General features: G+C 65.0%; 27 protein-coding genes. 10 read left to right on the forward strand and 17 right to left on the reverse strand.

Annotated elements, in window-relative coordinates; all coding sequences use genetic code 11:
* Window positions 1-96 precede the first annotated feature (96 nt).
* The 3 genes from ACIP5Y_RS23820 to ACIP5Y_RS23830 all read right to left on the reverse strand — a co-directional run bounded on the left by ACIP5Y_RS23820 (window position 97) and on the right by ACIP5Y_RS23830 (window position 2,363).
* Complete coding sequence (locus ACIP5Y_RS23820) at window positions 97-480, reverse strand: VOC family protein (protein WP_400352822.1); 384 nt, start codon at window positions 478-480, stop codon at window positions 97-99.
* A 376-nt stretch (window positions 481-856) separates the two neighbouring features.
* On the reverse strand, window positions 857-1,765 hold the full coding sequence (locus ACIP5Y_RS23825) for a hypothetical protein (RefSeq protein ID WP_400352824.1): 909 nt from the start codon (window positions 1,763-1,765) through the stop codon (window positions 857-859).
* 136 nt (window positions 1,766-1,901) lie between these two features.
* Window positions 1,902-2,363: a hypothetical protein gene (locus ACIP5Y_RS23830; protein WP_400352826.1), complete on the reverse strand. Its 462-nt coding sequence runs from the start codon at window positions 2,361-2,363 to the stop codon at window positions 1,902-1,904.
* Window positions 2,364-2,727: 364 nt separating this feature from the next.
* Here ACIP5Y_RS23830 and ACIP5Y_RS23835 point away from each other — a divergent pair, with 364 nt between their 5' ends.
* On the forward strand, window positions 2,728-3,954 hold the full coding sequence (locus ACIP5Y_RS23835) for an acyl-CoA dehydrogenase family protein (protein WP_400352828.1): 1,227 nt from the start codon (window positions 2,728-2,730) through the stop codon (window positions 3,952-3,954).
* A gap of 19 nt (window positions 3,955-3,973) precedes the next feature.
* On the opposite strand, the gene ACIP5Y_RS23840 is transcribed toward ACIP5Y_RS23835, so the two are convergent.
* Window positions 3,974-5,218, reverse strand: coding sequence for a hypothetical protein (locus ACIP5Y_RS23840; RefSeq protein WP_400352830.1), 1,245 nt, complete (start codon window positions 5,216-5,218; stop codon window positions 3,974-3,976).
* 93 nt (window positions 5,219-5,311) lie between these two features.
* On the opposite strand from ACIP5Y_RS23840, the gene ACIP5Y_RS23845 reads away from it, so the two are divergent.
* Window positions 5,312-6,142, forward strand: a complete 831-nt coding sequence (locus ACIP5Y_RS23845; protein WP_400352831.1) for a glycosyltransferase — start codon at window positions 5,312-5,314, stop codon at window positions 6,140-6,142.
* Between the two features lie 55 nt (window positions 6,143-6,197).
* Here the strand turns inward: ACIP5Y_RS23845 and ACIP5Y_RS23850 are convergent, their stop codons facing one another.
* Together ACIP5Y_RS23850 and ACIP5Y_RS23855 are read right to left on the reverse strand one after the other, a co-directional pair.
* Window positions 6,198-6,344 carry a hypothetical protein gene (locus tag ACIP5Y_RS23850; protein ID WP_400352833.1) on the reverse strand — a complete coding sequence of 49 codons (147 nt, stop codon included), beginning with the start codon at window positions 6,342-6,344 and terminating at the stop codon, window positions 6,198-6,200.
* Window positions 6,345-6,460: 116 nt separating this feature from the next.
* Window positions 6,461-7,252, reverse strand: a complete 792-nt coding sequence (locus ACIP5Y_RS23855) for an SAM-dependent methyltransferase (protein ID WP_400352835.1) — start codon at window positions 7,250-7,252, stop codon at window positions 6,461-6,463.
* A gap of 217 nt (window positions 7,253-7,469) precedes the next feature.
* On the opposite strand from ACIP5Y_RS23855, the gene ACIP5Y_RS23860 reads away from it, so the two are divergent.
* The 4 genes from ACIP5Y_RS23860 to ACIP5Y_RS23875 all read left to right on the forward strand — a co-directional run bounded on the left by ACIP5Y_RS23860 (window position 7,470) and on the right by ACIP5Y_RS23875 (window position 12,459).
* Window positions 7,470-8,720: an amidohydrolase gene (locus ACIP5Y_RS23860; protein WP_400352837.1), complete on the forward strand. Its 1,251-nt coding sequence runs from the start codon at window positions 7,470-7,472 to the stop codon at window positions 8,718-8,720.
* A gap of 246 nt (window positions 8,721-8,966) precedes the next feature.
* Window positions 8,967-10,541, forward strand: coding sequence for a M1 family metallopeptidase (locus ACIP5Y_RS23865; RefSeq protein ID WP_400352840.1), 1,575 nt, complete (start codon window positions 8,967-8,969; stop codon window positions 10,539-10,541).
* Window positions 10,538-10,732, forward strand: coding sequence for a hypothetical protein (locus ACIP5Y_RS23870; protein WP_400352842.1), 195 nt, complete (start codon window positions 10,538-10,540; stop codon window positions 10,730-10,732). Before ACIP5Y_RS23865 ends, ACIP5Y_RS23870 begins: the two co-directional genes overlap by 4 nt.
* A gap of 149 nt (window positions 10,733-10,881) precedes the next feature.
* Window positions 10,882-12,459: a deoxyguanosinetriphosphate triphosphohydrolase family protein gene (locus tag ACIP5Y_RS23875; protein ID WP_400352844.1), complete on the forward strand. Its 1,578-nt coding sequence runs from the start codon at window positions 10,882-10,884 to the stop codon at window positions 12,457-12,459.
* A 120-nt stretch (window positions 12,460-12,579) separates the two neighbouring features.
* On the opposite strand, the gene ACIP5Y_RS23880 is transcribed toward ACIP5Y_RS23875, so the two are convergent.
* The 5 genes from ACIP5Y_RS23880 to ACIP5Y_RS23900 all read right to left on the reverse strand — a co-directional run bounded on the left by ACIP5Y_RS23880 (window position 12,580) and on the right by ACIP5Y_RS23900 (window position 17,359).
* Window positions 12,580-13,614 carry a 3-oxoacyl-ACP synthase III family protein gene (locus ACIP5Y_RS23880; RefSeq protein ID WP_400352846.1) on the reverse strand — a complete coding sequence of 345 codons (1,035 nt, stop codon included), beginning with the start codon at window positions 13,612-13,614 and terminating at the stop codon, window positions 12,580-12,582.
* Window positions 13,611-15,419, reverse strand: a complete 1,809-nt coding sequence (locus ACIP5Y_RS23885; protein ID WP_400352848.1) for a ThiF family adenylyltransferase — start codon at window positions 15,417-15,419, stop codon at window positions 13,611-13,613. The genes ACIP5Y_RS23880 and ACIP5Y_RS23885 overlap by 4 nt, the downstream gene beginning before the upstream one ends.
* Before the next feature lie 551 nt (window positions 15,420-15,970).
* Window positions 15,971-16,333 carry a hypothetical protein gene (locus tag ACIP5Y_RS23890; RefSeq protein WP_400352850.1) on the reverse strand — a complete coding sequence of 121 codons (363 nt, stop codon included), beginning with the start codon at window positions 16,331-16,333 and terminating at the stop codon, window positions 15,971-15,973.
* Entirely contained in the window at window positions 16,330-16,758 is a 429-nt protein-coding gene (locus ACIP5Y_RS23895) for an alpha/beta fold hydrolase (protein ID WP_400352852.1), read from the reverse strand. Before ACIP5Y_RS23895 ends, ACIP5Y_RS23890 begins: the two co-directional genes overlap by 4 nt.
* Before the next feature lie 55 nt (window positions 16,759-16,813).
* Entirely contained in the window at window positions 16,814-17,359 is a 546-nt protein-coding gene (locus ACIP5Y_RS23900) for a hypothetical protein (protein WP_400352853.1), read from the reverse strand.
* Window positions 17,360-17,674: 315 nt separating this feature from the next.
* On the opposite strand from ACIP5Y_RS23900, the gene ACIP5Y_RS23905 reads away from it, so the two are divergent.
* The gene (locus ACIP5Y_RS23905; protein WP_400352855.1) at window positions 17,675-18,517 is read left to right on the forward strand and encodes a helix-turn-helix transcriptional regulator; all 843 of its coding nucleotides are present in this window, start codon (window positions 17,675-17,677) and stop codon (window positions 18,515-18,517) included.
* Here the strand turns inward: ACIP5Y_RS23905 and ACIP5Y_RS23910 are convergent.
* Entirely contained in the window at window positions 18,506-19,348 is an 843-nt protein-coding gene (locus ACIP5Y_RS23910) for a MerR family transcriptional regulator (RefSeq protein WP_400352857.1), read from the reverse strand. The genes ACIP5Y_RS23905 and ACIP5Y_RS23910 overlap by 12 nt on opposite strands.
* Window positions 19,349-19,507: 159 nt before the next feature.
* Between ACIP5Y_RS23910 and ACIP5Y_RS23915 the strand changes: the two genes are divergently transcribed.
* From ACIP5Y_RS23915 to ACIP5Y_RS23925, 3 genes are read left to right on the forward strand one after another with little or no spacing between them, the layout of a single operon-like run.
* Window positions 19,508-19,876 carry a nuclear transport factor 2 family protein gene (locus tag ACIP5Y_RS23915; RefSeq protein WP_400352858.1) on the forward strand — a complete coding sequence of 123 codons (369 nt, stop codon included), beginning with the start codon at window positions 19,508-19,510 and terminating at the stop codon, window positions 19,874-19,876.
* Between the two features lie 44 nt (window positions 19,877-19,920).
* Window positions 19,921-20,055: a hypothetical protein gene (locus tag ACIP5Y_RS23920; RefSeq protein WP_400353910.1), complete on the forward strand. Its 135-nt coding sequence runs from the start codon at window positions 19,921-19,923 to the stop codon at window positions 20,053-20,055.
* A 34-nt stretch (window positions 20,056-20,089) separates the two neighbouring features.
* Window positions 20,090-21,256 (forward strand): epoxide hydrolase family protein, encoded by a 1,167-nt coding sequence (locus ACIP5Y_RS23925; RefSeq protein WP_400353880.1) that lies wholly within the window; start codon window positions 20,090-20,092, stop codon window positions 21,254-21,256.
* A gap of 31 nt (window positions 21,257-21,287) precedes the next feature.
* Here the strand turns inward: ACIP5Y_RS23925 and ACIP5Y_RS23930 are convergent, their stop codons facing one another.
* The 5 genes from ACIP5Y_RS23930 to ACIP5Y_RS23950 all read right to left on the reverse strand — a co-directional run bounded on the left by ACIP5Y_RS23930 (window position 21,288) and on the right by ACIP5Y_RS23950 (window position 25,937).
* Complete coding sequence (locus ACIP5Y_RS23930) at window positions 21,288-22,034, reverse strand: SDR family NAD(P)-dependent oxidoreductase (protein ID WP_400352860.1); 747 nt, start codon at window positions 22,032-22,034, stop codon at window positions 21,288-21,290.
* Between the two features lie 50 nt (window positions 22,035-22,084).
* The gene (locus ACIP5Y_RS23935; RefSeq protein ID WP_400352862.1) at window positions 22,085-22,426 is read right to left on the reverse strand and encodes a PLP-dependent transferase; all 342 of its coding nucleotides are present in this window, start codon (window positions 22,424-22,426) and stop codon (window positions 22,085-22,087) included.
* Window positions 22,427-22,744: 318 nt separating this feature from the next.
* The gene (locus ACIP5Y_RS23940; RefSeq protein ID WP_400352864.1) at window positions 22,745-23,101 is read right to left on the reverse strand and encodes a regulator; all 357 of its coding nucleotides are present in this window, start codon (window positions 23,099-23,101) and stop codon (window positions 22,745-22,747) included.
* 759 nt (window positions 23,102-23,860) lie between these two features.
* Window positions 23,861-25,441, reverse strand: coding sequence for a hypothetical protein (locus ACIP5Y_RS23945; protein ID WP_400352866.1), 1,581 nt, complete (start codon window positions 25,439-25,441; stop codon window positions 23,861-23,863).
* Between the two features lie 220 nt (window positions 25,442-25,661).
* On the reverse strand, window positions 25,662-25,937 hold the full coding sequence (locus ACIP5Y_RS23950) for a transposase (RefSeq protein ID WP_400352868.1): 276 nt from the start codon (window positions 25,935-25,937) through the stop codon (window positions 25,662-25,664).
* Between the last annotated feature and the right edge of the window lie 70 nt (window positions 25,938-26,007).

Genomic DNA, 26,007 nt, shown 5'->3' on the forward strand with positions numbered 1-26,007 from the left:
CGCCGCGTAGACGCCCGAAGGCCAACGGCCCGAGATGATCTCGATCCGCTGGCCTTCGGTGTGCGTTCGCTGCTGGTGCCGGACAGGTTCACCCGATCAGGCAGCCGAGGCGATCTTCCAGAGGTAGCCGTCGGGATCGGCGATGTAGCCGAAGTATCCACCCCACCGGGCAGCGGCAGCCGGTTTGACGATCGCACCCCCGGCCGCAACCGCGGCGGCAATCGTGTCGTCCACCTGCTCGGTGGTATCGACAATGTGATGGAACGACACACCGCGGAATCCGCTGCCCTCCGGCGACACTCCAGCATCGGCCGCCGCCGACTCCACCGGGTAGATGCCCAGCCCCGAACCACCGGTCAACTCGAACGAGGCGAAGTGCGGATAGTCCTGGCCGAGTTTCGCTCCGAGCTCGACATAAAACTTCTTGGACAGTTCCATGTCCTGTACCGCCAGCATGATGGTGGTCACCTGCAGAGTCATGACCTTCTCTTTTCTTACCGTTGTCGTGGTCTTGCTCTGTCGACCAGCCGGCTCGGCAAAACGTGACAACGGGTGAGGTGGATCACCGATGCGTTGACACTCGTGCGGCAGCCTCGGTCGGTGCGCGGTCGAGCAGGTCTGAGGGCGACGGTGATGCGGTTCCACTCTCGTTTCGGAATGTTGCCGTGTGCGAGAGGGAAGATCGCGGTGGTACTGACGCCTCCGGCGTAGTGGTGGCCACCACGCGCGGCGTGTGTCGGATCCGCCCGCTACCCGCCGATCGCGAATGAGGATGCGGCGTGATCGAACTCGGCACGTTCGTTCCGGCGCACCGACGCGCCGCTATAGCCGGCACACACCTGAACTACTGGGCCGCTCAAGCCTGCGGGCGCGGGTCACCCTCGAAAATCTGCTCACCGGAGTACACAACGAGCGCCCGATCCAGCCAACGCGTCAGCTGATCGGAGTCCGAGCAGGATGTCACCCGCGTACGAACGGAATCGTCGACAGGCAGTCCGCGGCGCTCGAGAATCCGCAGCACCGACCCTGCCAACGCCTGAGCCCGGCCTTCCACCCGGCCGATCTCCTGGTGTTCGTGCGCAAAATCGCTCTCCCAGTGGTAGTTCTCGATCGCCATGGCCACGAGCTTCTCCCACTCTTTCCGGTACCTGGCCGGTACACATTTGCTGATGTAGTCATGGTAATGGACCCGCATGTCCGGCTCGAGTTTTTGCATCGCCTCGAGCACCATCGAGAGGACGGCGTGCCGCTCGGGATCACCCAAATGACCTGGTGCCGACAACAGCGCCAGTTCCGGCCAATGATCCGCCTCGGCAACAGTGGTGATCGCGGGCAGCATGCCAGGCCAATACGTACGAGCCCGGAACACGAAATCGGGGTGGCCAGTTTCGACGGGACTCGCGACCTTCCGAGCGGTCGGCTCATCAGGACAGAATGCCAACAACGCCACTGGACACCCCAACCGTTGCCGTACGTGGGTGACATAGGCGGGCCAGCTGAGCGCGATCCGTTCCAGCTCCGTTGCCCCACAGGAGTTCTGGACTTCATGCACGATCGCATACTCCGGATCGACAGCCTTTGTGCCAACCAGCACGATATCCAGATGCAACTCACCTGGCGACAACAAGGTGACCGTTTCCGGGCCCGGCCGCCAGCACGGTAGGTCCGGCACCGCCAAGCCGAGCACCGTGCGAGCGATCTGAGGCGCGACTTCTGGACGGTTGCGCAACAACTGCAGCGGAATCTCATGTCGGATGGACGGCACGAACAGACGGTAACCGTGGATTCGAACAGATGTTCTCGATCCATGTAGACCTGCCCACATTGTCCGAATCTCCGCGCGTCCATTGAGATATCGAACGCGCGACCCTTGACCGCGAACTTTGCGGACACGCGTCGAGTCAGCTTCCGTGATAAGGGAATTGCTCTATGGGGACGTAGTACCAGCTGTTGTCCACCGGATCGAAATCGCAGGTGGTGAGGAGCCAGCCGAGGCCGAGAAGGCCCCATCCGTTTGCGTTGGCGCGGTCGGTGCGGCACTCGTAGTCGGTGCCGAACGAGTGGCGGTATCTCGGAGCCACCATGTTGTCGGTTACCAGAACCGTACGGTCGCGTATTACGACGCTTACGGTCTCACGGGTGATGTCGATGCGCAATGTCGGGTCGGCGGAGTCGACGTCGTCCGGCAGATAGGAAACCCGGCGGTCGCCGAGGGCGGTCTGGATCAGCTGCATGTGCGACACCGTCGCGGTGATGCCGTAACCACTGGTGGTGACGTCGGCGTTCGCGGTTCCGGCTCCTGCGGCGACGGCGCCTGCGGCCGTCCCGGCAATCAGCAACATTCTTGTCGTCTTCTCCAGCATGTCCACTCCTTCGGTGGAGATCTGTGACGCAGGCATGGGCTCGGACTGGGTAAAACCGTTCAGTCGGATTACTGACTCTTATTCGCTAGGACTTCGACCGCCAGTGCATGTGACGCGCATCACAGATATCTGTGTATCCGAGCGTGGCGGCGGCCTTGATTTCGTTACGAGATCACCACCAGATGCGCAATTAGTCATTCCTCGTATTCGATGTCGGAGTCGGGCAGGGATCGGGTGATGAGCCAGGTGCCGCCGAGCAAGCGGATGAGTTGGGCATGGCCGAAAATACGGATCTTGTGACCGTAGCTGTCTTCGGAACTCGTGACACCGGTACCTACCGTGGACTTCCGGACGAAAGGAATTCATGACCGACCCCCTGGCCCGCACCGGCGACCGCATCTGGCACGACGTCTTCCTGCCCGAGGACGTCGCGCATGTGCGGGCAATGGCCCGCACCGCGGTTGCCACGCACCTCGCGCCGGTCGCGCGGGAGATCGCGCAGCGCGAGGAATCGGTCGAGGCGTTCCCGTGGAGTGCGTTCAAGGGGCTGGCGGGCGCGGGCTTGTATGCGGTGCCGTTCGAGAAGCCGTTCGGCGCAGGACTCGAACACCGGATGCTCGCCACCTGCCTGGTCACCGAGGAGATCGCGTACGAAAGCTCCAGCCTGGCAGGGGTATACGACGGTCAGTGCATCCTCAACGCTCGTGCCCTGACCTTCGCCCAGCCGCACGTGCGCGAGGCGGTGCTGCCCGGACTGATCTCCGGCGAGCTGGTATTCGCCTTCGCGACCACCGAACCCGATGCTTCGAGCGACCTCACCCCGACCGCACTGAAGACCGTCGCCACCCGCACCGGCGACGGATTCATCGTCAACGGCCGCAAGCGCTGGATCACCAATTCCATTGTCGCCGACCGGGTCTGCGTGCTGTGCCGCGACGGGGACACCGACAATGCCACCATGCTGCTGGTCGACATGCACTCCCCCGGCGTCACCGTCGGTGACCCGGACCTCAAGATGGGCCACCGCGGGCAGATCACCGCCGACATCGTCTTCGACCATGTCACCGTCCCCGCCGACCACGCCCTGGGCGAACCCGGCCGCGGCCTGGCCACCGCTCTCGCATCCTTGGCAGCCGGCCGCGTCGGCATCGCCGCCGCGGGCGTCGGCATCGCCCAGGCGGCCCTCGATCTTGCGGTCCAGCGGCTGCGCAGCCGGGAACTGTTCGGCCGCAAACTCGGCGAAATGCAGTACTGGCAATACAAACTCGCCGAACGCGCCACCGAACTCGAAGCCGCCCGCTCCATGTACCAGAAGGCCGCGGTACGCCTGGACCGCGGCGACCGCTCCGGCGAACCCGAAGCCTCCATGGCCAAGTCCTACGCCACCCGCCTGGCCAACGACCTCGCCCGCGACGCCCTGCAAATCCACGGCGGCTACGGCTCCGCCCGGCAGGTCAGCGCCACCGGCGAAACCTACCGCCTCGAAGAGATCTACCGCGACGCCAAGATCCTCGAAATCTTCGAAGGCGCAAACGAAGTCCTGCAATGGGTCATCGCCCGCCAGCTGATAGGACGCGATATCACCGGATGACCACCGGAGGCGTGATTCGTCATTCCTCGTATTCGATGTCGGGGTCGGGCAGGGATCGGGTGATGAGCCAGGTGCCGCCGACGACGGTCAGGGCGAAGAGCAAGAGCATGCCGCCGGAGACGACCAGGATCCAGATCCGGTCGTGCAGTGCAAGGTTGCCGTTCAATGTCACGTTCAGGGAGCCGACGGCGAATGCGATGATCGCGGCGAACAAGGTGACCAGCTCGACGGATCGGAGCATGTTGCGGCGCACCGAGGAGACCAGCGCGGCCATGGCTTGCCGGTGACGTCGCAGTTGCCGGCGCTGGTCGGCGGAGAGCTGCTCGACCGTGGCGGTCAGGTGCGCTACCGTTCTGCCGCTGAGGATCGCTTCGCGCTGGGTGATGAATTGTTCCAGTATCAGTTTCTGGCTGCTGCGCCAGCCGGTGGCGGGCAGCAGGGCCAGTGCGCGATCGATGCTCTCCAACGCCGCGTCGTGCTCGCCGAGGAGGTATCGGCCCAGCGCCAGACGCTGGTGGAACAGAAACGCTTCCGGGAACTCGGCAAGCGCCTCGCCGGCGCGCGATGTCAGCAGCTCACCCTGTGCTGGAAAGGGCGCGCTCACCGCTAAACCGTTGAGCGCCACATCGATCACCGCAAAGGTGCGGGCGGGGGCGTGCCAGGCATGATCGAGCAGCTCTCGCGCACGCGCCTCGGTGATTCGGTGGCTCCCGAACGCCGCAAACGAGAGCAAGGCGGTGAACAGCGCGTCATCGCGAAACGGTCCGGCCGCCCACGCCAGCGGTGACGATTCCAGGAACTGATGGAGTTCGTCGAAGCAGAGGTTGGCTCGCAGTTTGCCGGCGTGGTAGAGGACCGCGAAATATGCTCTGCTGCAGTCGGGGTCGCGGCCCTCGAGAACGTCGGCGGTGAGGTCGGCGATCTCGCCCGCCGACTGCACTGTGTCGCGGGTGATGAATCCGTACCCCAGGGACCATTTTTCACGAATGGCACGCTGGAATTCGGCGTCCACATGCTCATCCAGCCAGCCCGCGCACTCGACCGCGGTGCGCAGGGTCGGCTCGTCGAGGTGACGTCGTCTCCAGTAGGCGTCCGCGCAGATCAGGAATGGATCGGCCGCGAAATCCGCCGAACCGACCTTGAACTGCGGCTCGACCCCGGTGTCGGCGAGGCGATTCGCAAGAATATCGCAGTCACGATCCAATGCTCGAGACGGTTCCCCGCGCAGGGCCGTCAACGCGGCCTCGATGGTCGCGTGATCCACGCTTTCCCCTTGTCCGTCAACGACATACAGCACCGGATGACTGGCTTACCACAATGTAGCGGACACTGTCGAGATCTGGCAGACTCGCCGGGTATGCGGGTGGATGTGGTGACGGCGGCGCACAGCGCCTACGCCAATTTCCTTCCCGCGACCTGGCTTTCACTGAACGCGCAGACCCATACCGCATGGCGTTGGCTGGTCCAATGCGACGGCAAGGGCACCGCCGTGCGCAACGCCCTGATCGCCTGTGGCGCATCGGACGATTCGAGAGTGCAGATAGCCGCCAACGGCACGCAGGAGGGCCCGGCCGTCACCCGAAACGTCGCACTTGGGCGGTCGAGCGCCGCGTTGATCCAGAACCTCGACGCGGACGATGAACTCGAGCCGACCGCACTCGCGGCGCTGGCACAGGCTTTGGAGAATCATCCCGCGGCGGGGTATGCGGCGGGGCCTGCACGCGACCTCTTGTCTTCCGGTGCGCTGGTGGACTTTCCGCTTCCGCTCGAGCCCGGCAGGTTACAACGGGGGGCGCTGGTGGACGCTTGGATCACCACTTCCGATGACTACCGCGTGCCGGTGCATCCGGCCGGTGTGATGTGGCGGCGGGACCTACTGCTCGCACTCGGCGGGTGGAGCGCCATGTCCGACATGGAGGACACCGGACTACTCATGGCCGCGTCCGCCTTGTGTGAGGGAGTTCTGATCGACACACCGACCCTCCGGTACAGGCGTCACCGAGCCCAACGCTCCAAGAAAAGCTCAGGATTCGTAGGGGGGGGGGGGGAGCAAATTACGCTTGTTCGGCAACGCACCGCACTGCTCCGACGTGGCCCCTCCTGGCGTCCTGCCCTACCGCCTCACTCTGAGGACTGGGATCGCGCATCGGAAAGCCCTGTACCCGAGCAGCAACCAATGCAAGCGTGACAGGCTCGGACATGTACGGGAACCCTCTTCCGAGAGATTCCGCGCATTCCAGATCTCAGCCTTCGGTGTTTCTTCCGGAGTCCCAGGCGATCTCGAAGAGGTGGCCGTCGGGGTCGGCGAAGTATCCGGAGTAGACGCCGAACGGGCGCATGTGGGCAGGGGCGGTCAGGGTTCCGCCGACGGCTTCGACCAGGGCGAGCATTTTGTCTACCTCCTCCTGGGATTCGGCGGGGATGCCGAGGCTGAGCTCGCCTGGGCTCCGTGGGCCGAGCGGGAGGCCGGCGTCCTTGGCGAGGTTGGTGCGCTCGCACAGTTCGATCAGCGCTTGCGGGCTACGCCGCTGTAGCAGGAGACCTTCGCGTCGAAGGATGAAGAAGGCTCGGTGGTTTCCTCGAGTCGCCAGCGGTGTGGTGGCACGACGCCCGGGTCGACGAGGTCGAGGCCGGTGAACCATGCGGTGACCTCGTCGCGTGTCCGGACCTGTGCGGGGAGCTTGCGGACGCGGTAGACGTCTTGCGCGGCGGATACCTGCTCGGGGGCGAAATCGGCTGTGATGGTGCAGATTACGAGGTAGGAGCCGGGGGCGAGGGCGTTTAGGAAGGCCGAGACGATGTCGGGGACGCTGGCCTCGACGAAGTGGAGCAGCGCGATCATGCTCAATCCGACCGGCTCGGTCAGGTCGAGGATCTCGGTCAGTTCCGGGGCGTTCAGGATGGACTTCGGGTCGGTGACGTCGCCGTGGATGTAGGTCGTCGCGCCTTGTGCGCTGGCGGCCATGAGTGCGCGCGCATGTGCCAGTACCACCGGGTCGTTGTCGACGTAGACCACGCGAGAGTCCGGTGCGGTCTCCTGGGCGATCTGGTGCAGGTTGGGTTCGGTGGGGATGCCGGTGCCGATGTCGAGGAACTGGCGGATCCCGGACTCGGCCAGGAACCGGGTGCTGCGGTGCATGAACTGGCGATTGACCCGGGCAGCGAGGCGAATATCCGGCCAGGCCTTCAAGATCTCCTCCGCGGCCACCCGATCGGCCTCGTAGTTGTCCTTGCCGCCCAGAAAATAGTCGTATATGCGAGAGGTCTGTGGCTGGTCCAGTAGGATTTCTTTGCCCATCCCATCACCGCTTCGATTGCTTGGTCACGCAAAGAGCTTTCCGCACAGGGTAGTCCTTCCAGCCGTGGAAACGAGCGGTTTCGGGCCAAGGTACATGCTTCGAGTTTGCTGGCAACTCTGGGTGTGGTAGACGCCCGGCCGCGGTTCTATTTCGTTCGGAAGCAACAAAAACGGGGAAATCGTCCTGTTTTGCCTTGTGCGGTGGATCATTGGCGCTGTGCCGTCGATCAACAGTCGTGTCGCCCGGGCCACCGCCGATCTCACGGAGCTGTACCGCGACCTGCACGCACATCCCGAACTATCCTTCGCCGAGCACCGCACCGCGGCCATCGTCGCTCAGCGCGCGAAGTCCCTCGGCTACGAGGTGACCGAAGGTGTCGGCGGGACGGGTGTCGTGGCTCGGCTGGCGAACGGGCCCGGCCCGCTGGTCGCGTTGCGCGCGGATATGGACGCGCTGCCGGTGCTGGAACAGACCGGATTGCCGTATGCCTCCCTTGCCACCGATCCCGACAGCGGCCGGCCGATCATGCACGCCTGCGGCCATGACATGCACGTCATCTGCCTGCTCGGCACGCTCGAGGCGCTGGCGAGTGCGCGTGATCAGTGGTCCGGCACCGTGCTGGCCGTTTTCCAACCCGGCGAGGAAGTCGGCCGCGGTGCGCAGGCAATGGTCGACGACGGACTGTTCGAACGCTTCGGGACACCGGAAGTCGTGCTGGCACAGCATGTCCTGCCGATCGCGGTGGGTACCGTGGCGACCCGGCCGGGCGCGATCCTCTCCGCCAACGACAGCTTGCTCATTACCTTGCACGGCCGCGGCGGGCACAGCTCCCGTCCCGAGGCGACCGTCGATCCGATCGTGATGGCCGCCGCCACCGTGATGCGGCTGCAGACCATCGTGTCCCGCGAGATCGCCACCACGGACCAAGCGGTCATCACCGTCGGCACGCTGCACGCGGGTACCAAGGAGAACATCATCGCCGATGAGGCCCAACTCGGCCTCAGCATTCGGACCTACTCCCCCGAGCTGCGCGACAAGGTGCTCGAGGCGGTGCGGCGGATCGTGCGCGCGGAGGCCGAGGCCGCGGGTGCGGACCGGGCGCCGACGATCGAGACCCTGACCCGGTTGCCTGTCACCGTCAATGATGCTGCGGCGCTGGATAAGACATGCGTAGCGCTGCGCGATGCACTGGGCGTCGAGCAGGTCCTGGAGATGGGGGCCTTCCCGGCCAGCGAGGACGTGGGCATCCTTGCCGAGGCCGCCGGTGCGCCGCTGTGTTTCTGGTTCTTCGGTGGTGCGGATCGGGCGAAAGTCGCGGCGGCACAACAGCAAGGCACTGTCGACCGCGATATCCCGATGAACCACTCGCCTTACTTCGCGCCGCTCGCCGAACCCACGATCGACCATGGTGTCACCACCTTCACCGCGGCGGCCCTCGCTTGGCTCGGACATCAGCAGAACCGCTGAGGTCTCGATCCGCACCCTCGCCCGGTCCGGCGATATGTGCGGCCTCGCACCAGAATTCGTGATCCCCACTCGCGTCCCCACTTCGGGTGTGCTGGACAACAAGGTCAGCCGATAGGCAATCTGGAACAGCTACACGCATATCGCCGAATTCGCCTTTTCTACAGACGATTACGCACAGGCACGGCTCCGGTATGCATCGCACGATTGTGCTCTTTTCCGACTCTTCCAGCACAGGAGTTGTGTTCCATGAAGATTGATCGCTCGGCGGATGTGCTCAATCCGTCCCGTGCCGTTTCGAGATCGCGGCGGCGGCCGATTGTCGTGCCCGCATTGGCTCTTGCGCTGAGTCTGACGGCCGGCGCTCCCGCGGTGGCGGCGCCGTCAACGGGCGCCGACGGTTCGAATTCGGGCTCGGCCGCCCCGTCGCCGGGCTCGGATGGCACCGGCGACCCGTACTATCCGCAGGATGGCAACGGCGGCTATACAGCTGGCAACTACGACGTCGCCATCGACTACGACCCGCCGACCCATAACCTGACCGGCAAGACCACTATTACGGCGACAGCTACTCAGGACCTGTCGTCGTTCAATCTCGACTTCGCCGGTCCCCCGGTCCAATCCGTCACCGTGAATGGTCAGGCCGCGGGTTCTCAGCATCAGGGCGAACACGAACTCGTCGTAACTCCTTCGGCGCCACTGCTTTCGGGGCAGTCGTTCACGGTCACGGTCGATTACTCCGGAACCGCGGCCGATACCGGCGGAAACGGCTGGACATATACGCCGTCCGGCGGAGCATTCGCGGCCGGTGAACCGCATTCGGCGACAACGTGGTACCCGCTCAACGACACGCCGCTGAACAAGGCCACCTTCAGCCTGCACGCGACCGTGCCCACCGGCTGGGACGTGGCATCGAATGGGACCCTCACCTCCGATGTCCCTTCCGGCACCGACCGGCACACCGTCACCTGGGACGAGAAGAACCCGATTGTCGGCTATCTGACAACCGTCGCGATCGGCAAGTTCACACACCTGAGTCAGCAGCGTTCCGACGGAACACCTTTGGAGAGCTTCTTCGCCAAGGGCGCGGCCGAGCAGAAGCAGGATCTCGAGAAGCGGCTCCCGGATATCCTCGATTTCGAAGAACAGCTGTACGGACCATATCCGTTCGAATCCGGCGGCGGTATCTACGTCGACACCGATCTGAAGTTCTCCCTCGAGACCGAGACACGGCCTATTTACGCTCCGTGGACAGACCTCAACACGGTGGTTCACGAGAACGCGCATCAGTGGTGGGGTGACTCGGTTTCGGTCAAGCAGTGGAAGGACGTCTGCCTGAACGAGTGCTTCGCCAGCTACACCGCCGACATCCTGTGGCCCGAACGCACCGACAACAAGGATGCCGACCAGATCTACCTCGACGCCCTCGCCAAAGCGGGCCAGAAAGACATCTGGTCGACTCCGCTGTACGACCCGGGCAAGGGCAAGGAATTCACCACCGTCTACACCCGCGGCCCCCTGTTCCTGCATGCGTTGCGCCGCACCATCGGCGACGACACCTTCTTCACCGCCGTCCGAGATTTCGTGCAGGACCACAAGTTCGGTAATGCTTCGATCCCGGAGTTCCGCCAGTTCATCCAATCGCGTAGCTCCGTGAACCTGGACGGCTTCTTCGACGCATGGCTCAACGGAACCCAACAACCCGCCGACGAGTACCTCTACCCCGGCAGCCTTCAGCAAACTCTCACCAAGCGGCAGAACCAGGGTGTGCAGGCTCCCGAGAGCACGCCGAACTGGCCATTCGGACAAGGCGATCGGAAATGACCACCGGCCATGAGGGACCGCTGACCAGAAACACCCTCCGCTACATCCGGCGCCTGGTCGAAGAGGCCGCGTTCGACGCCCGCGAACCGGCTACGACGCGCGCCGAGCAACGCGGCGGTCGGACGAGGGCCGGCAAAGCAGACTCAGCGACGACCACCCCGCTGAATACTTCCGGCCACCACAAGATGTGAGCCATCGGACCGGAATACGGATTCGGCCCCTTACCAAATTGCTGGTAAGGGGCCGTTTTCTGCTCCCAATCCGAACTCGGGGTGTGCTGTGTTGGAACGCCCGGTCGCAACGGACGCAGCAACCACTCCGTCACAGTAAGGTCGAGGCCATGATCGGTGACTGCGCGAATCCTCGGGAAGTTCGGCGGTGGGAGGGCCTCGTCGATCCGGCTCACCGGACGACTGCTGATCTCGCGGCGAGCCCGTATCGGGTGGATCGGGATCGGATAGTGGCGTCGCCGTTTTTCGCCAGGCTCGGCGGGGTCACCCAGGTGGTGAGTCCGAGCAGCTCCAACCTGCTGCACAACCGATTGACCCACAGTCTCAAGGTCGCCCAGGTGGCGCGGGCGATCGCTGAACGGCTGACGGCCGATCATCAGGTGGTGCCGGTGCTGGACGCCCTCGGTGGCTGCGATCCCGACGTGGTCGAGGCCGCTGCGCTGGCGCACGATCTCGGTCATCCGCCGTTCGGGCATCTCGGTGAGCAGGTGCTGGATCGGCTCGCGCGGCACCGGTTCGGCCTGCCGGACGGTTTCGAGGGCAACGCGCAGAGCCTGCGGATTGTCACCAAGACCGATACCGGAGGACCCGGCGGCGTTGGACTCGACCTGACCGCGGCAGCTCGCGCGGCGATACTGAAATATCCGTGGACTCGGCTGTCGTTTCCCGACCCGCATCCTCGCCACATGGACAATCCGCCACGGGGCGCGTCCGAACCGCCCGAGTCGCCGGGTACGGGGTCGAGCAAGTTCTCTGTGTACATCACCGAACTCGACGAGATGGCACAGGCGCGGGCACCGTTCAATCAGAAGCTGGCCGATTGGCAACAGACCGTGGAGGCTTCGGTGATGGACATCGCGGATGACATCGCCTATGCCATTCACGACCTCGAGGACTTCCACCATATCGGTGTGCTGCAGCACGCGCCTATTGCGGCCGAGCTCGGCCATTGGCGCTCCAGTGCAAGGGAACTCGCCGGTCTCGACGATGCGGAACTCACCAAGTGGTCGCGCCGGCCGGGGTACTCCCTCGAGCTACTGCGCCGCCGCCTCCACCACAGAGATTCATGGATCGTGGATGACGATGCGTTCGCGGCTGCGGTGTCGCGGGTGTGTTCGGAGCTGGTCGATGGTCTGCTCGCGATGCCGTTCGATGGCTCGGCGGAAGCCGAACAAGCAGTCGGCAGGTTTTCCGCCGGCTGGACCACACGGTTGGTGTCCGGGATCTGCGCGGTCCTGGATCCACCGGCCCGATCCGGACACGTGATGCTGGCACCCGCGCAGTGGCATGAAGTCCAGGTGCTCAAGTTCGTGCACAAGCAGTTCGTGCTGCTGCGACCGGATCTCGCGCTCCACCAGCGCGGCCAGGCACAACTCATCACCTCATTGGTAGAGGCGCTCGACCTCTGGCTCGGCGATCGCTACGAGGCAAACCGGATACCACATCGACTGCAGGACTTGATCGAACGCGCCGAGGAGGAATACAGCACGCTGGAATCTACTGACTTGTACCCCTTGATCGGGATGACGGAGGAAATCCCGCAAGGCATGGTGGGGATCCGCAAACTGGCGCGCGGACGTGCGGTAATCGACTTCGTCGCCGCATTGACCGACGGCCAGGCCACGACGTTGCTCGATGCACTGTCCGGTCGTAGTGCGCAAGCGTGGTCGGATATTTTCGTGCTGTAGCTACGGTTTTCGATGACACCTGCTGCGGTTCTTCGACTCCGGTAGCGACCCGGCCGCGCGGTGGCGAGCGGGTCGCTCATCGGTTCCGGGCTGTGATCTATCCGGTTGCCGGAACGAGGGTCATGCGTGGCGGAAACACAGTGTGCCCCATTGGAATCCGGCGCCGATCGCGGAGAGTAGGAACGTGTCACCGGGGGCTATGCGGTGGTGTGAGTGGGCTTGGTGCAGGGCGGTGAAGACGCCGGCCGAGCCGGTGTTGCCGAGGGTGTCGAGTGTGATGGGTGCGCGGTGCATCGGAATGCCGAGGTCGGTCATGGCCGCGGTGAGGATGTTGAGGTTGGCTTGATGCAGGAAGTAGTGATCGATGCCGGTGAGCGGCAGGCCCGCCCGGTCGGCGGCGGCGCGGATGCTCTGTGGCAGACGGGTGGTGGCGACCGACCACACCGCGCGGCCGTCCATCCGCAGGTAGTGGTCGCGGTCGGCGACGGTGCGGTCGCTGGTCGGCAGACGCGAGCCGCCGGCGCGGATCTCCACGTCGTAGGACAGTTGTGAGCCGAAGTCCCAGGACAGCAGCCCGGCGCCGGGTGTTTCGGTGCGGGTCAGCACGATGGCGCCTGCGGCGTCGCCGAAGAAGACGCCGGTGGTCCGGTCGCGGGGATCGGTGACTCGCGACGCGCAGTCGGCGGCGACGACCAGGATCGTGCGGGCGCGGCCCTGCAGCAGGTGGGCGGCGAGCAGGATCGATTGCAGGCCATTGGCACACGCGGCCTGGGTGATATCGAGGGGTAGTGCCCGGTGTGCGCCGAGTTGTTCCTTGACGATCAGCGCCGTGGACGGGAGTGGCTGGTCGTAGGTGTAGGTCGCGATGATGACGGCGTCGAGGTCGGCCGCGCCGATTGCCGCGCTGTCCAGCGCCGAGCGCGCGGCCTCGACGCACATATCGGAGACGGCCAGCTCGGGTGCGAGCCGGCGGCGTTCCCGGATGCCGGTGCGGGCCACGATCCACTCGTCGGAGGTGTCGAGGGTGCGGGCGAGTTGTTCGTTGGTGACGATGGTCTCGGGCAGGTGAATACCGGTGCCCGACACCATGATCGGCAGGATTGTGCGCGCGAGTGCGGCCTGCGGCGGGTTCTGCACCGCTGACGGGGTGGTCATGCCGGCACCCCCGCGGGCAGGGCGGCGGTGTTGTGCTCGGGTGCGATGAGCGTGTCGAGATCGATGTAGAAGCGTCCCGATTCGCACGGCAGGCCGAGCAGGATGCGGCGCGCGGCTTCGGTGACGAGGGCTCCGCCCAGCGCCACATCCGAGGCGAGTTGTGGCCAGCTGCACAAGGTCCGGCCGATTTCTCCGAATGCGGCGGCGAGTGCGGGGCTGATCCGCTCGGGGTCGACCATCTGCAGGATGAGGTCGGCCTTGGCCTGATCGGTGAGCGTCGGCAGATCGGCGGCGCGTAGGTCGCCGATGCGCCCGTGCAGCAGCGGGCGATCCGGTTCGAGATCGAATCGTTCGATGTCCAGCATGCCGCGGTCGTTGCAGTCCATGACGACCGGAATGCCCAGGGCGCGAGCATGTTCGCGGGCGGCGATCTTGACGTAGGGGGTGTCGCACTCCTCGACCAGCAGATCGATCGGCGTTCCGGCGCCCTGGAAGAACTCGGTCATGGTGGTGTCGGTGAGCCCGGCCGGCATGATCTCGATGTCGAGGTAGGGGTCGATCTCGTACAGCTGGCGTGCGCACAGGACCGCTTTGCCGAGCTCGAGATGATGCACGCCGGCCCGCAGCCGGTTCATGTTGGACAGGCTCAGCTCGTCGAAGTCGGCGAGGCGGAATGCGCCGGCGACACCTTCGAGCGCCAAGGTGATCGCGGCGGAATTGCCCACGGACAGACCGACAATGCCGATCCTGGCGTCGAGCAGCCGGCGTTGCTGCGGGCGCTGGATCTTCTCGCGGTTGCGGTCGGTGCGCACGAGTCGGAACTCGTCGCAGGGCAACAGGTGTACCAGTCGGCCCGACCAGGGATACCAGACCCAGGTGCCGTAGGCCCAGGTCTCGGTCCCGGCGAGCTGCTCGGCCACCTTCGCCGCCAGTTCGGTGGGGTCGAAGCGGCGACCCGGCTCCCGGCATCGGATCAGTTCGATCAACTGGGCATCGATGGTGTCGTGGACCGCCTGCACCGCATCGGATTCCAGCAGTGCGGTCAGTGCCGCGTAATCCGCGGCATGGACCGGCTCGAAAACCACCGGTCGCCATATCTCGCGATCGGGGACCTGCGCCGGGTGCAGGCCCGCCGGGGCGGCGCCGTGATCGAGGTGCGGCGCGGTGGGGAGGGTGAGCGGCTCGGCCGCGAATGCCGGGAATTGGGAGCACATCTCGGCTACCAGGTCGGTGTATTCGCCGGCGCCCTCCGCGGTGCGGTGCACCAGCAGGACCACGTCTTCGGTGTAGTGCTCGACGTAGCGGCGCGTGCCCGCGACGGGCCGGAATCCGAAGCGCCCGTGGAAATGGTGCTGGCCGTCCTTGGTTCCCGAGGTGCCGACCATGATCTTGGCGCCGAGATGATGTGCGGCGCCGATGGCGACCGTGTTCAGATATACGCCCAGGCCGAGCTTACGGGCGCGGTGCTCCACCACCAGGCGGCTGTGTTCGAAGGTCTCGCCGGGCTCGGCGCCTTCGCTCAGCAGCAGTCGTTCGTAGGCCTCCTCGCCCAGGTAGGCCCGGGACTGGAACAGGTCACCGGTCGCCGGGGTCGACAGCCTGATATAGCCGAGCGGGGGGCCGCCCGGTTCGCGGCGGGCAACGAAATGCCATGCGCCGTAATCCAAATCCTGATCATCGACGTGCGAGCCGTCCGCTGCGCGGAAGTCCGGCCTGCGGCCGTGGTCGTAGAGGATCCGGGCCCGCAGCTCCCGTAATCCGTTCACCAGATCGGCATGACCGGCTTCCGCTCGCGGTACTCGCACCGCTGAAACATGCCACGACACCTCGTGATTGCGGCGCCGGATCTCACACCCGTTCACAGGCATGCCAGACCCGCCCGACACCGACACGTACATGGATCCTTCCCAGAGAGTTGTTGGAAGTGTGCTGGGCACACTCGACGGTCGAAATGACAACGCCAATAACCCGGGAATCTCCCAGCAACGCAAGGAGATCCTCGTGATCTAACAACCAGGAAGAGCGATAGCTAGATAGTAGCTATAAGTCGGTCGTTCAACTAATCGGACATTTCGCCACCGGCCCTGCACAGGCACGCGGATTCACCACCGAGCACATTCCAGCTCCAGATTCGAGGCGCGAGGCCGAGGGCGACAGATTGCGGCGGCAACCGGTCGGGCTCGGTTCGCTGCACCGACATGGTGTGCCCGCCTTGGGAACTAAGCGCCCCGCCACGCAGCATGGCGACCACAGTTGAATCACGTCGTCATGCCCTGACCGATGCCGTCAGCATCCGCCTTCGTCATCCGGCGCTGTCCCCCGGCGGCTCGCGTCGCTGTAAGGCCGGCGGACGGGTTCACTCCAATGACGCGGCCCATTCGGTGACGGTTGCCGCGTAGAGCTTCGGGTCGGCCATGTGCATTGCGTGCGGTTGTTCGGGGAAGGATCGGTAGGTGATTTGCTCGCCGGTGGCCGTGACGAGCGCGCGGACCCGGTCGGCTTGCAGGTCCGACATGGCGCCTATCAGCCGGCCCGTGGTTTCATCGACACGGCGGAAGTGATGGGTGAGCAGCACCGGGACCTTGACGTGGGCAAGCATATTCGCATGGTCGCATCCGGCGGTGGCAGTACCGGTCGCGAACGCCCTCCCCCATTCGGGATCGTATTCCCGAAGGGACTGGGAAAGCGTCGATGGTGGTGTGCCGTCGTTCGGCATCATGTCGGCCAGGCCTCGTAGACGGCCGCGCGGATCTGGCCGGGTTCGGCGAAGGCCGACAACCACGCCGCCACGGTGCCGCCGGAGGACAGTCCGCTCACGATCGTGGGACGCCCGATGACCGCACGGAGGAACCGCACCAGATCATTGCCGAAGTTGTCGAGTGTGTACCGTCCCGGGGTCCAGGTGGAGCGTCCCTGTCCCCGTAGGTCGACCGCGAAGACCTGGAATGTGGCGGATAGCAGCGGCATTGCGTGTTCGTATCCCCACCAGGACTCGCCTTGTGCCGGGATCAGCAGCAGGGCCGGATGATTCGGTTCCCCGGTCACGGCGTAGTTCATCCGGATCTCGCCGAGATCGGCGGTCTGCTCCGGGTAGGCGTGCGGCACAAAGATATCCGCGTGATCCTCGGCCTCGAGGTACTTCATGATTTCGTTCCTTCGCTGCAGTTGTGCTCGGGTTCAGGTGGTCGGCGGTGCGGGGTCATGCGACGGTGTGCAGTGGTGAGCCGGTGCCGGTGAGCTGGGCGGTGCGGTCCCAGAGAGCGGCGGCGGTGCGGCTGTCGCGGGCCTTCGCGGCGGGCTTTCGGACGGTGGGGTAACCCTTGATGCTGGCGAGGCCGTCAGGCCCTACATAGGAGTTGCCGGGGATGTCTTCGGTGGCTGCGAACAGCGAAGGCAGGGCGCCGTGTTCGGGGTCGTTGAGCAGGAACCCGAGTTTGTTGATGCGGCCCGAGCTCGAGTGGGCAGCGAGGTTGGTGGTGGCGATGCCGGGGTGGGCGACGATGCAACGGAGCCGGCTGCCCGCGGCGGTGAGGCGGCGTTGCAGTTCGTAGGAGAACAGCAGTAACGCCAGTTTCGAATCGTCGTAGGCGCTCAGGGCGTTGTAGCGGCGGGTCTGCCAGTTGAGGTCGTCCAACTGTAGGTTTCCCCTGCGGTGCAGCTGTGAAGATACCGTCACGACGCGGTCGGTGAGGTGCGGCAGTAGTAGATTCGTCAAGGCGAAATGGGCGAAATAGTTTGTCGCCATTTGGGATTCGAATCCATCGGCGGTTCTGATCAAAGGCACGTCCATGATTCCGGCGTTCCGGTGACGACGACGGTCTTTCCCGTCATATCGGGTAGGTCGGCTGTGGTCCATCGAGTCATGATGATTACTCCCCTGATGTTGGGATCGATTACTGTGCGCGGTGTTTCACCTCGTAGCGCTATCCAGTGCAGTCGGTGCGGAACACGCCGACAAGGCAGTGCTCATCCACTGATCGGCGGTCAGCGTCTCGGTGGGTCTCAGGGGTGGATCAGCAGACCGTGGCTAACGGCGGCCGATCACGCGACAGTGGTGAGCATGGTGAATCGGCCCGAGCTCGCTGACTTCCTGCGCACCCGCCGTCAGGCGCTGCAGCCCGAGGACGTCGGGCTGTCGCGGGGTCCTCGCCGGCGTACCAGTGGGTTGCGCCGTGAAGAGGTCGCCGAGCTGTGCGGCATGTCCACCGACTACTACGCACGCCTCGAACGCGGCAATGGGCCGCAGCCGTCCGCGCAGATGGCCGCGGCCATCGCCCGGGGTCTGAGACTGTCGCTGGCCGAACGAGATCACCTGTTCCTGCTCACCGACCACCGGGCACCCGACCTTGCGCTGCGCGGCGATCACGTGAGTCCGGGACTCCTGCGGGTGCTCGACCGGCTCGCCGATACTCCGGCCCAGATCATGAGCGGTCCCGGCGAGACCCTGTGCCAAACCCCGCCTGCCCGTGCGCTTCTCGGTGACCAGACCCGGTTCACCGGGCTGTCGCGCAGCATCGTCCATCGATGGTTCACCGATCCTGGCGAACGGCTCCTGTATCCGGGGAGCGATCATGCGGCGCACAGCCGGATCTACACCGCACAATTGCGCGCCGACGTCGCCGAGAAAGGCCCTGGATCGCGCGCGGCAATGGTCGCCGACCACCTGCTGCGCTGCAGTACCGAATTCTCCGCGCTGTGGGGTGATCACGAAATCGGTGTCGAATTCACCGATCAGAAGCGATTCCAGCACCCCGAGGTCGGCATCATCGAGCTGCACTGCCAGACGCTGCTCGACCCCCACCAGGAGCAGACACTGCTGGTGTTCACCGCCACTCCGGGCACCGAAAGCTACGGAAAGCTCCAGCTATTGACCGTCATAGGCAATCAGCAGCTACGACACTGACATCGGCGAGCCGGTGGTTCCGGTGGCGAAGACCGGCCAGCCGATCTCGGTGCGCCAGGCTCCCTCGTCGGCGGTGTCGGCGGGGCCGACCAGGTAGTACTCGCGCAATGGTCCGTCGAGCGCCAATTCGTGCTCGGCGACGTGGGCGCCGAGGGTTCCGTAGGCGCGGTCGATTTCGTCGTGCGGACCGGCGTGGATGATGGTGGCCAGTTCGACGGCGGGCGCGGTCGTGGGCGTGACGCGGCCCATTGGCCGGACCCGGCCGTGGCATGGAATGAAGATGGTCGCGCGGCCGTGCTCGTCGGCGAAGAGTTCGTCGGCGAACATTCCGCCGGCGGCGCCGTCCGCTCGGATGCCCTGGGCTGCCAGCGTGGCGTGCAGTTCTCCGAGCGCGCCCGGGTACCACAGCAGGGCGTCGGCGACGTCGATGTTTTCGCTGATCGCCGCGGCGGGCGTGGCAGGGACGCTGCGGTGCCCGATCGTGGCCGGTGCGGCCCGGTGTTCGAGCAGGTCGCGTAGTGACGCGACGGCCTGCTGTGTCCGGGACAGGCTGGCCTCCATACGGGTGAGGTGGGCGGCGATGAGGTGGTCACGAGTCCGCAGGTCGGGCGCGGACAGCACGGCCTGGATGTCGTCGAGCGGCATGTCCAAGGCGCGGAACCGGCGGATCACCTGAGCTGCCGGGATCTGCTCGGTCGTGTAACTGCGGTAGCCGGTGTCCGGGTCGACGCCGGTCGGTTCCAGGAGGCCGATCTGGTGGTAGTGACGCAGCGTTCGGATGCTCAGGTGCGTCGCCTTGGAGAAGTCACCGATCGTCAGCGCTTGGCTCATCGGGTCATTCTCAACCCTCCAGCTGTGTGAGGGTCAACGCGACCTCGCGGCCTTGACCCTCACCTCGTGAGAGCGCTGAGCATGGGCAATGGCGGAACGAGTCAGGATGGTCCGCCGCTGCTCACAACAGCTTTACCGCCGATCGAGAGGATCTCCGAAATGTCCAGCGTGACAACCACTCTGCCCGCCGTGGTGGCCGAACACATCGCCGCGGTCAACGCGTTCGATACCGAACGCATCGTGGCGACCTTCGCCCCCGACGCGTACGTCAACGACAACCGTCGCGAGATCTGGGGTGCCGATGCGATCGGCAGGTTCATGGCGAAGGAGTTCGTCGGCGACCACGTCACGATGCAGGTCCGCGAGGTCATCGACCACCACGGCGACATCATCGTGCGCGCCGAGTACGACGGCGACTACGACAAGACCAACCTGCCCGACGTGCTGGTCATGACCAGCTACTTCGCCCTGCGCGACGGCAGGATCACCAGCCTGACCGTCATCTTCAACCAGCCGTCCCCGTACTGAGCGCAGTGACAGGCGGCGGCACCGTCCGAGAAAGGCATTTCGCCATGGGCGCATTCGTCACCACCGAGTTCTTTGCCCGGCCCGGCCGCGGCGACGACGTCGCGCAACTACTGCTGGACATCCTCGGAGAAAGCCTCGAACACGAAGGCTGCCAACAGATCCGCATCCTGCGCGACTGAAGCCGAAAGACGACACCTACTTACGGGGAGCGACATGAGCGAGATACGTCCATTCCGCGTCGAGATCAGCGACGCGGTGATCGATGACCTGCACAAGCGGCTGGCGCGCACGCGATGGCCGGAGCAGGAGCCCGTCGACGATTGGTCGATGGGGATCCCACTGGCCTACGTGCGGGAGCTTGCCGGGTACTGGGCGCAGTCCTACGAGATGCAGAGCGTTGCCGATCAATTGAACCGTTACGAGCAGTTCATGACGACGATCGATGGGGTCGACGTCCACTTCCTGCGCGTCCGTTCACCTGTCGAGGGGGCGACGCCGTGCATCATGACGCACGGCTGGCCGGGGTCGGTGATCGAATTCATCAAGGTGATCGATCCGCTCGTGGATCCGATCAGTCACGGCGGCAAGGCATCCGACGCGCTCGAGCTCGTGATCCCGTCGCTGCCGGGCCACGGGTGGAGCGGCAAGCCGACGGTGACCGGATGGAACGTCGAGAAGATCGCGCAGGCCTGGATCGAGCTGATGGACCGGCTCGGCTATGAGCGGTGGGTAGCACAGGGCGGCGACTGGGGAGCGCTGGTCAGTTCGGCGATCGGGCGGCTGGCCGATCCCGCGAAGCTGATCGGGATCCATCTCAATTGGGCGGTTGCCGACCCGGCGAAGCTCGTGGAGCTCGGCGGGCCGACCGAGGAGGAGCAGCGATACCTCGCGTGGCTCGAGCATTCCAGCGTGGCCGAGGGCGGGTACGCGATCGAGCAGGGCACCAAGCCGCAGACACTCGGATACGGCTTGACCGATTCGCCGGTCGGTCAGCTCGCGTGGATCGTCGAGAAGTTCAAGACCTGGTCGGACTGCGGTGATGACTTGGAGAGTTCTTTCACGAAGGACGAGCTGCTCGACAATGTGATGGTCTATTGGGTGTGTGCCGCGGCCGCCTCCTCGGCCCGGCTGTATTGGCACTCGTTCGCGTCGAGCGTGGGGAGATTCGAGGAGGTGCCCGCGGCTTCGGCGTACTCTCGCTTTCCCGCGGACAACGTGGCGCTGTCCGAGCGCTGGGCGCGGACCCGGTATACCGATCTGCGTTACTACGGCAGGCCTGAGCGGGGTGGTCATTTCGCTGCCTACGAGGCTCCTGCCGAGTTCGTCGCGGAGGTGCGCGCAGGGCTGCGCGCTCTCGTATCCGAGTCGATTCGTGTGTGATGTCTTCGGGGACAGTGCATCTGGGTAGCAGCTAGGCCGCGGTGCGACCTGCGTCAGCCGCGATCACGGCTCCGGTGAGGTAGCTGGAACGCTCGCTGGCCAGAAAGAGGATCACCTCGGCGATCTCGCGCGGTTCGGCCATCCGGCCGAGCAAGCTGAGCTGGGCAAGTTGCTGCTCGCCACTCTCACCCAGCACCTCGGCTACTGCCGTGAGCACCGTTTCGGTTCGAGTCGAGCCCGGGGATACCGCGTTGACGCGGACCCCGGCCGGGCCGAATTCCGCGGCCCAGGTGCGGGTCAGCGATTCCAGTGCCGCTTTCGTCGCGCTGTAGACGGAGAAGCCGGGCATGGCGACCGTCGCTGTCATCGAGCTGATGTTGACGATGGCGCCCGAGCCGCGGGCGATCATCTTCGGTGCGATCGCCGCGGTCAGAAAGTAGGGGGCTCGCAGGTTTACCGCGACCGCGGTGTCGAACCCGTCGACATCTTGGGAGACGGTCGGTGAGAGGGGTTGTGCGCCGGCGTTGTTGACCAGCACATCCACCGCGCCGGCCGCATCGGCGAGTGCACGCAGCGAGTCGAGATCGGTCAGGTCGGCTGCGACGAATCGTGCCTTCCCGCCGGCTCGGGTGATGGCATCGACCGTGGCGGCCCCGCGGGCGATATCGCGGCCGGACACAATCACGTCGGCGCCGGCCGCAGCAAAGAGTAGGGCGGTCTCCTTACCGATCCCGGCGGTCGCTCCGGTGATCAGAGCAGTTTTTTCAGTAAGCGTCATGATCAGGTCCTTCCTCGAAGTGCTTGGTGCACTGGGCTTCTGGACCAGAATCACGTGTCCGGCCGGCTGCAGCCAGGGCCGGCCTGTCCCACCCACGGCCTCGAGTCGAGCAGCAGCCCGGTTGGGTCAGCGCGGCGGGAGTGCCAGTTCGCGTCTTGACACAGGTCCTCGACGTCTTCCAGGCCGACCGAGAGGCGCAGGAGTTGGTCGTTGATGCCTGCGGCTACGCGATCGCACAGGTTCGCGATGTGGTGGCTAAGTGAGGCGGGGTGCTGGATCAGGGTGTCGACGCTCCCCAGACTTACCGCTTGCGTGATCAGGTTGACTCCCGCGATCGCGGTGTGCGGGTTGCTGATTGGTTCGAAGGAGAGGATCGCTCCGCGCTCTCTCATGGCGACCCGGGCACACCCCGCCGCGCTGTCGCATATCTATCGGAGGAACTCCCGAACCGCCTGACCGGGGACGCACAACCAGCGGATCACGCACAAGACGTTCCGGCACCCGTGACCGCTCTGGGCTTCCCTATTGAACCGCGGTGCGCTCCCCTCGCCGTAAAGCCACGGTCGCGCCCGCGAATCGGCCGCAGCGCAAACGCTTTCGGGGCGCGCGTGATCAGTTCTTCGGAATGCCGTGTAGGTGTAATCAACTCGGCACCAGCGGCGCGAGGGTGAGCGGGTCGCTGAGCCGGCTGCACTGCGCCGTCTAATAGATCAGGCGGAGTGCGGGAGGTTCCGCAACGCCTGGATCGCCTCATCGACGGTGATCATCTGCCGCTCCGGGTGCTCGGTCGCCTCGAGCTGGTGATCGACCCATTCCCGCAGCAGGCTCGACACGTCGGTACCGCGTTCCTTCGCCAGCTTGACGAGTTTTTCCTTCTGCACCTGCGAGAACCGGACCGTCGTCGGAATCAACCCCGCCGACTCCACCTCGGCAGCATCCGGCACAGGCAACTCCGACATATCAGCCGGTTCACTGCTGCGAACCAGCCGCCCGCCCAGGAAATCGCCCATAAGATCCGCGTCAGCGGCCTGCGCGGTCAGTTCTTCGATTCGACGTTCGATACTCATTGCTGTGCCTCCCAAACGGTGTATTCAGCGTTCTCGTCCACCTCGAGGGGCCGCCACAGCGCGACCCTCGACCGTGCGGCTGAAGATCTGCAACACCCGCGCGTCGACCTTCGACTCGATCCGCTGCGGCCACCGCCGCCCAAACGCCAATGCCTGCATGACCTCGGCCTTCGTGACGTCGTGAAGGTACACGGACTCGGCAACGTCGTCGCGAAAGTGAGAACCCGCCCTAGAGCATACAAGCGAATACGCCAGTACTGGATAGCCTCTCAGCCAGCATGAACACGTCCAGCCGAGCCGCCTCGCCCCGACTGTCGCGCGGGAGGTAGGTCGTGGACGAGTCGATCGCGTCCACACTCACATCATCTTCGAGTCGTGGAACGGCGGGCCCCAACTGCCGGGGTGACGGCGATCGGTGGGGTATTGCCGACTGCCCGGCGAGCGGCCATTCGATCCGGTTGAAAATCCTTGCGGGCGACTGCAATTGTTTCTGTGTTTTCCAGCAAGGCCGAATGATGGTTCCGGATGCGTTGCGAGGTAACTATCGTGGCTTTCGCGGTACTTCCAATATTCACTGCGAAAGAAGATTGCAATGCCTCTCCTCAATTTCGGTTCCGCCGCACTGGATCTGGCGAACACGGTCACCTCTCTGGCGGCCAATATCACCACTTTGCTGAAGACCTTCGGCATGCATTGATACCTGGCGAACAAGAATTCGGCGAGCCGGTCCGGGAGGACCGGCTCGCCGCGTATCCGGGGTCAGTGATGCCGGTGGCGGGTGGGCACCGGAATACTTCTCATCGGCGCCGTAGTGATCGGCGGCGCGCTTGTTGTCGGAATTGTCGGGACCGTGCTCGTGGTCGGAATCGTCGAGGCCGTCGTGATTGTCGGATCTGCTGTGGTCGTCGGATCCGTTGTGGTGGCCGGGGCTGTCGCCGTGGTCGGGTCTGTGGTTGTGATCGGGTCTGTCGTCGTGGTGTCCGTCGTGGTGGGGTCGATCGGCGTCGTCGAGGTTGGCGTGCCGGCGGCGGTGAAGGTGGCGGCGGTGACCACTCCGTTGTTGTCGGTGGTGAGGGTGATGGGGTTCGTGAGGGCGGTCAGGGCCTGGCAGTTGAGGTTTCCGAACGACTGCTGGGCGCGCACGGCCAGGAAGGTGAACAGATTCGTGGCCATGGCGGGATCCACGGATGGCGCGGCCGCGAAGAAGGCCTGGTCTTGGAAGACGCGTTGGATGCCTGCCGCATTCGTGAAGATGTTGGTGCAGTAGGTCGCGCCGTCGCCGTTGTCGGCGCCGCCGAGTGCGGACTGGTCGACGCCCTGGCGGTAGAGGTTGGTCTTGTCGGGGCTGTTCGCGCCGTTGTCCAGGGTCATCGGATCGTTCAGCGGGACCAGGGCGATCGGGGCCTGCTGATTCGCGGCGGCGGACAATTCGTCCAAGGACAGCGCCGCGGACGCCTGGTCACCGCTGGATTGGTCCGGTGCGGTGAAAGGGGTGCAGCCCAGCGCCGGGTCGATGAATTCGCTCAGCAGCAGGTTGTCGCTGCCGTTCGCGAGATCGACGACCGGAGTCGTGGTGGGGGCGGGCGGTTTCCGTCGATGTCTCGGCAGGTTCCGCAGGTCGGTGGTGTTGGTGAGTTTCGCCTGGTTGGCCGGATTGTTCTGTGCCGTCTGGCCGTTGGCGGTGGCGAGGTAGTGGGTGACGACATTGTCGCTCTGGTCCTGGTCGACGACGGAGAAGTCGCGGGTGGTCGGGCACGGTAGCCCGTCCTTGGCGGTGCCGTTGGCCGGTACCGCCAAGGTGTGGCCGGTGATTCGCCGGTTCGCGTCCTGGAAGAACTTCACGGCATTGCAGTACGCGAACTGGCCGAAGATCGTGCCGGCCGGTAATCCGTTGACGCAGTGCGCATCCGCGAGCGCGTCCCCGTTGCCCGAGGATTTCAGGGTCAGGGCGGTGCCGTTGAAGCCGAACCAGATGGCCACCGTCGAGCCGGGTTCCACCCGGGCGGGCACGGTCTGGGCGGCGGGGCGGGTGCCCTGGTCGATGACCAGCGGGTCGTAGGTGGACAGTTTGCCGTCCCCGGACAGGATCGCCGCTTCGACGAAGGCCGACTGGTTGACATCGGCTTCGTTGCAGGGCCCGGCCGCCGCGTCGGTGGCGACCAGCTGGTACGGCGTCGCCAGCCCTCTGGCGGACAGGGGGTCATCAGGCACGATCAGCGTGCAATTCGGGTCCGGCGCAGCGGTATCCGCGGTGGCCGGGCCCACGTCGTCGATGATCACCACCCCGGCACCCACCAGTACGGTGATGGCGGCAGCGGCCGCAGTGGCCGCATTCACCATGCGATCGACGCTGCTTCGGTGACTTCCAAGCAAAGCATTCTCCTCGAGACATTAGCGATCGGTGAATCTGATCGATCTACACCCGCGCCAATGCGTCGATCGCCGGGCAGCCGAAAGAAGGCAGGAAATGCCCGCCGAGTATCGATACCGCCCGAAATCCGGCGCCGAAATCTATTGCGGCTGCCGGAGTCTTGGTGAAATGGGAGAGCTACGCCGCCCGTTACCGGGATACGGCGTGCGGTAGCTGCTCACCAACCCCTCGTAGTCGGGATAGTTCACGTTCGAGTTCCGTGATCCGCCGGCGAGCTTCCAGGAGTTCGGTCAATCCGGTGTAGGTGAGCGGGGCATGACCGCTGGCGAGCAGCTCTTGGCGGCGCCAGTTGTAGATGGTCTGCTCGGCAATGCCCAGGTCAGCGGAGACTCGTGCGACCGTGCGGCCGGTGGAGACCAGTTCGAGTACTTTTCGGCGGATATCTTCGGAATAGCGCTTCGGCATGAAGAATTCTCTTTCGGCAGAGCAAATTATTCACCGGGGAGTAGGCCCACAGATGCGGATTCGCAATCAA

The sequence above is a fragment of the Nocardia sp. NPDC088792 genome (genome assembly GCF_044750615.1).
Lineage (GTDB): Bacteria > Actinomycetota > Actinomycetes > Mycobacteriales > Mycobacteriaceae > Nocardia.

Coding starts and splice junctions, on each gene's coding strand:
- ACIP5Y_RS23925 (WP_400353880.1), top strand. CDS start 20,090: ATGAGCGAGATACGTCCATTCCGCGTCGAGATCAGCGACGCGGTGATC.
- ACIP5Y_RS23880 (WP_400352846.1), bottom strand. CDS start 13,614: ATGACCACCCCGTCAGCGGTGCAGAACCCGCCGCAGGCCGCACTCGCG.
- ACIP5Y_RS23900 (WP_400352853.1), bottom strand. CDS start 17,359: ATGGCGACAAACTATTTCGCCCATTTCGCCTTGACGAATCTACTACTG.
- ACIP5Y_RS23820 (WP_400352822.1), bottom strand. CDS start 480: ATGACTCTGCAGGTGACCACCATCATGCTGGCGGTACAGGACATGGAA.
- ACIP5Y_RS23895 (WP_400352852.1), bottom strand. CDS start 16,758: ATGAAGTACCTCGAGGCCGAGGATCACGCGGATATCTTTGTGCCGCAC.
- ACIP5Y_RS23835 (WP_400352828.1), top strand. CDS start 2,728: ATGACCGACCCCCTGGCCCGCACCGGCGACCGCATCTGGCACGACGTC.
- ACIP5Y_RS23950 (WP_400352868.1), bottom strand. CDS start 25,937: ATGCCGAAGCGCTATTCCGAAGATATCCGCCGAAAAGTACTCGAACTG.
- ACIP5Y_RS23845 (WP_400352831.1), top strand. CDS start 5,312: ATGCGGGTGGATGTGGTGACGGCGGCGCACAGCGCCTACGCCAATTTC.
- ACIP5Y_RS23850 (WP_400352833.1), bottom strand. CDS start 6,344: ATGCTCGCCCTGGTCGAAGCCGTCGGCGGAACCCTGACCGCCCCTGCC.
- ACIP5Y_RS23865 (WP_400352840.1), top strand. CDS start 8,967: ATGAAGATTGATCGCTCGGCGGATGTGCTCAATCCGTCCCGTGCCGTT.
- ACIP5Y_RS23910 (WP_400352857.1), bottom strand. CDS start 19,348: ATGAGCCAAGCGCTGACGATCGGTGACTTCTCCAAGGCGACGCACCTG.
- ACIP5Y_RS23930 (WP_400352860.1), bottom strand. CDS start 22,034: ATGACGCTTACTGAAAAAACTGCTCTGATCACCGGAGCGACCGCCGGG.
- ACIP5Y_RS23830 (WP_400352826.1), bottom strand. CDS start 2,363: ATGCTGGAGAAGACGACAAGAATGTTGCTGATTGCCGGGACGGCCGCA.
- ACIP5Y_RS23890 (WP_400352850.1), bottom strand. CDS start 16,333: ATGATGCCGAACGACGGCACACCACCATCGACGCTTTCCCAGTCCCTT.
- ACIP5Y_RS23920 (WP_400353910.1), top strand. CDS start 19,921: ATGGGCGCATTCGTCACCACCGAGTTCTTTGCCCGGCCCGGCCGCGGC.
- ACIP5Y_RS23855 (WP_400352835.1), bottom strand. CDS start 7,252: ATGGGCAAAGAAATCCTACTGGACCAGCCACAGACCTCTCGCATATAC.
- ACIP5Y_RS23870 (WP_400352842.1), top strand. CDS start 10,538: ATGACCACCGGCCATGAGGGACCGCTGACCAGAAACACCCTCCGCTAC.
- ACIP5Y_RS23940 (WP_400352864.1), bottom strand. CDS start 23,101: ATGAGTATCGAACGTCGAATCGAAGAACTGACCGCGCAGGCCGCTGAC.
- ACIP5Y_RS23875 (WP_400352844.1), top strand. CDS start 10,882: ATGATCGGTGACTGCGCGAATCCTCGGGAAGTTCGGCGGTGGGAGGGC.
- ACIP5Y_RS23905 (WP_400352855.1), top strand. CDS start 17,675: ATGGTGAATCGGCCCGAGCTCGCTGACTTCCTGCGCACCCGCCGTCAG.
- ACIP5Y_RS23945 (WP_400352866.1), bottom strand. CDS start 25,441: ATGGTGAATGCGGCCACTGCGGCCGCTGCCGCCATCACCGTACTGGTG.
- ACIP5Y_RS23915 (WP_400352858.1), top strand. CDS start 19,508: ATGTCCAGCGTGACAACCACTCTGCCCGCCGTGGTGGCCGAACACATC.
- ACIP5Y_RS23935 (WP_400352862.1), bottom strand. CDS start 22,426: ATGAGAGAGCGCGGAGCGATCCTCTCCTTCGAACCAATCAGCAACCCG.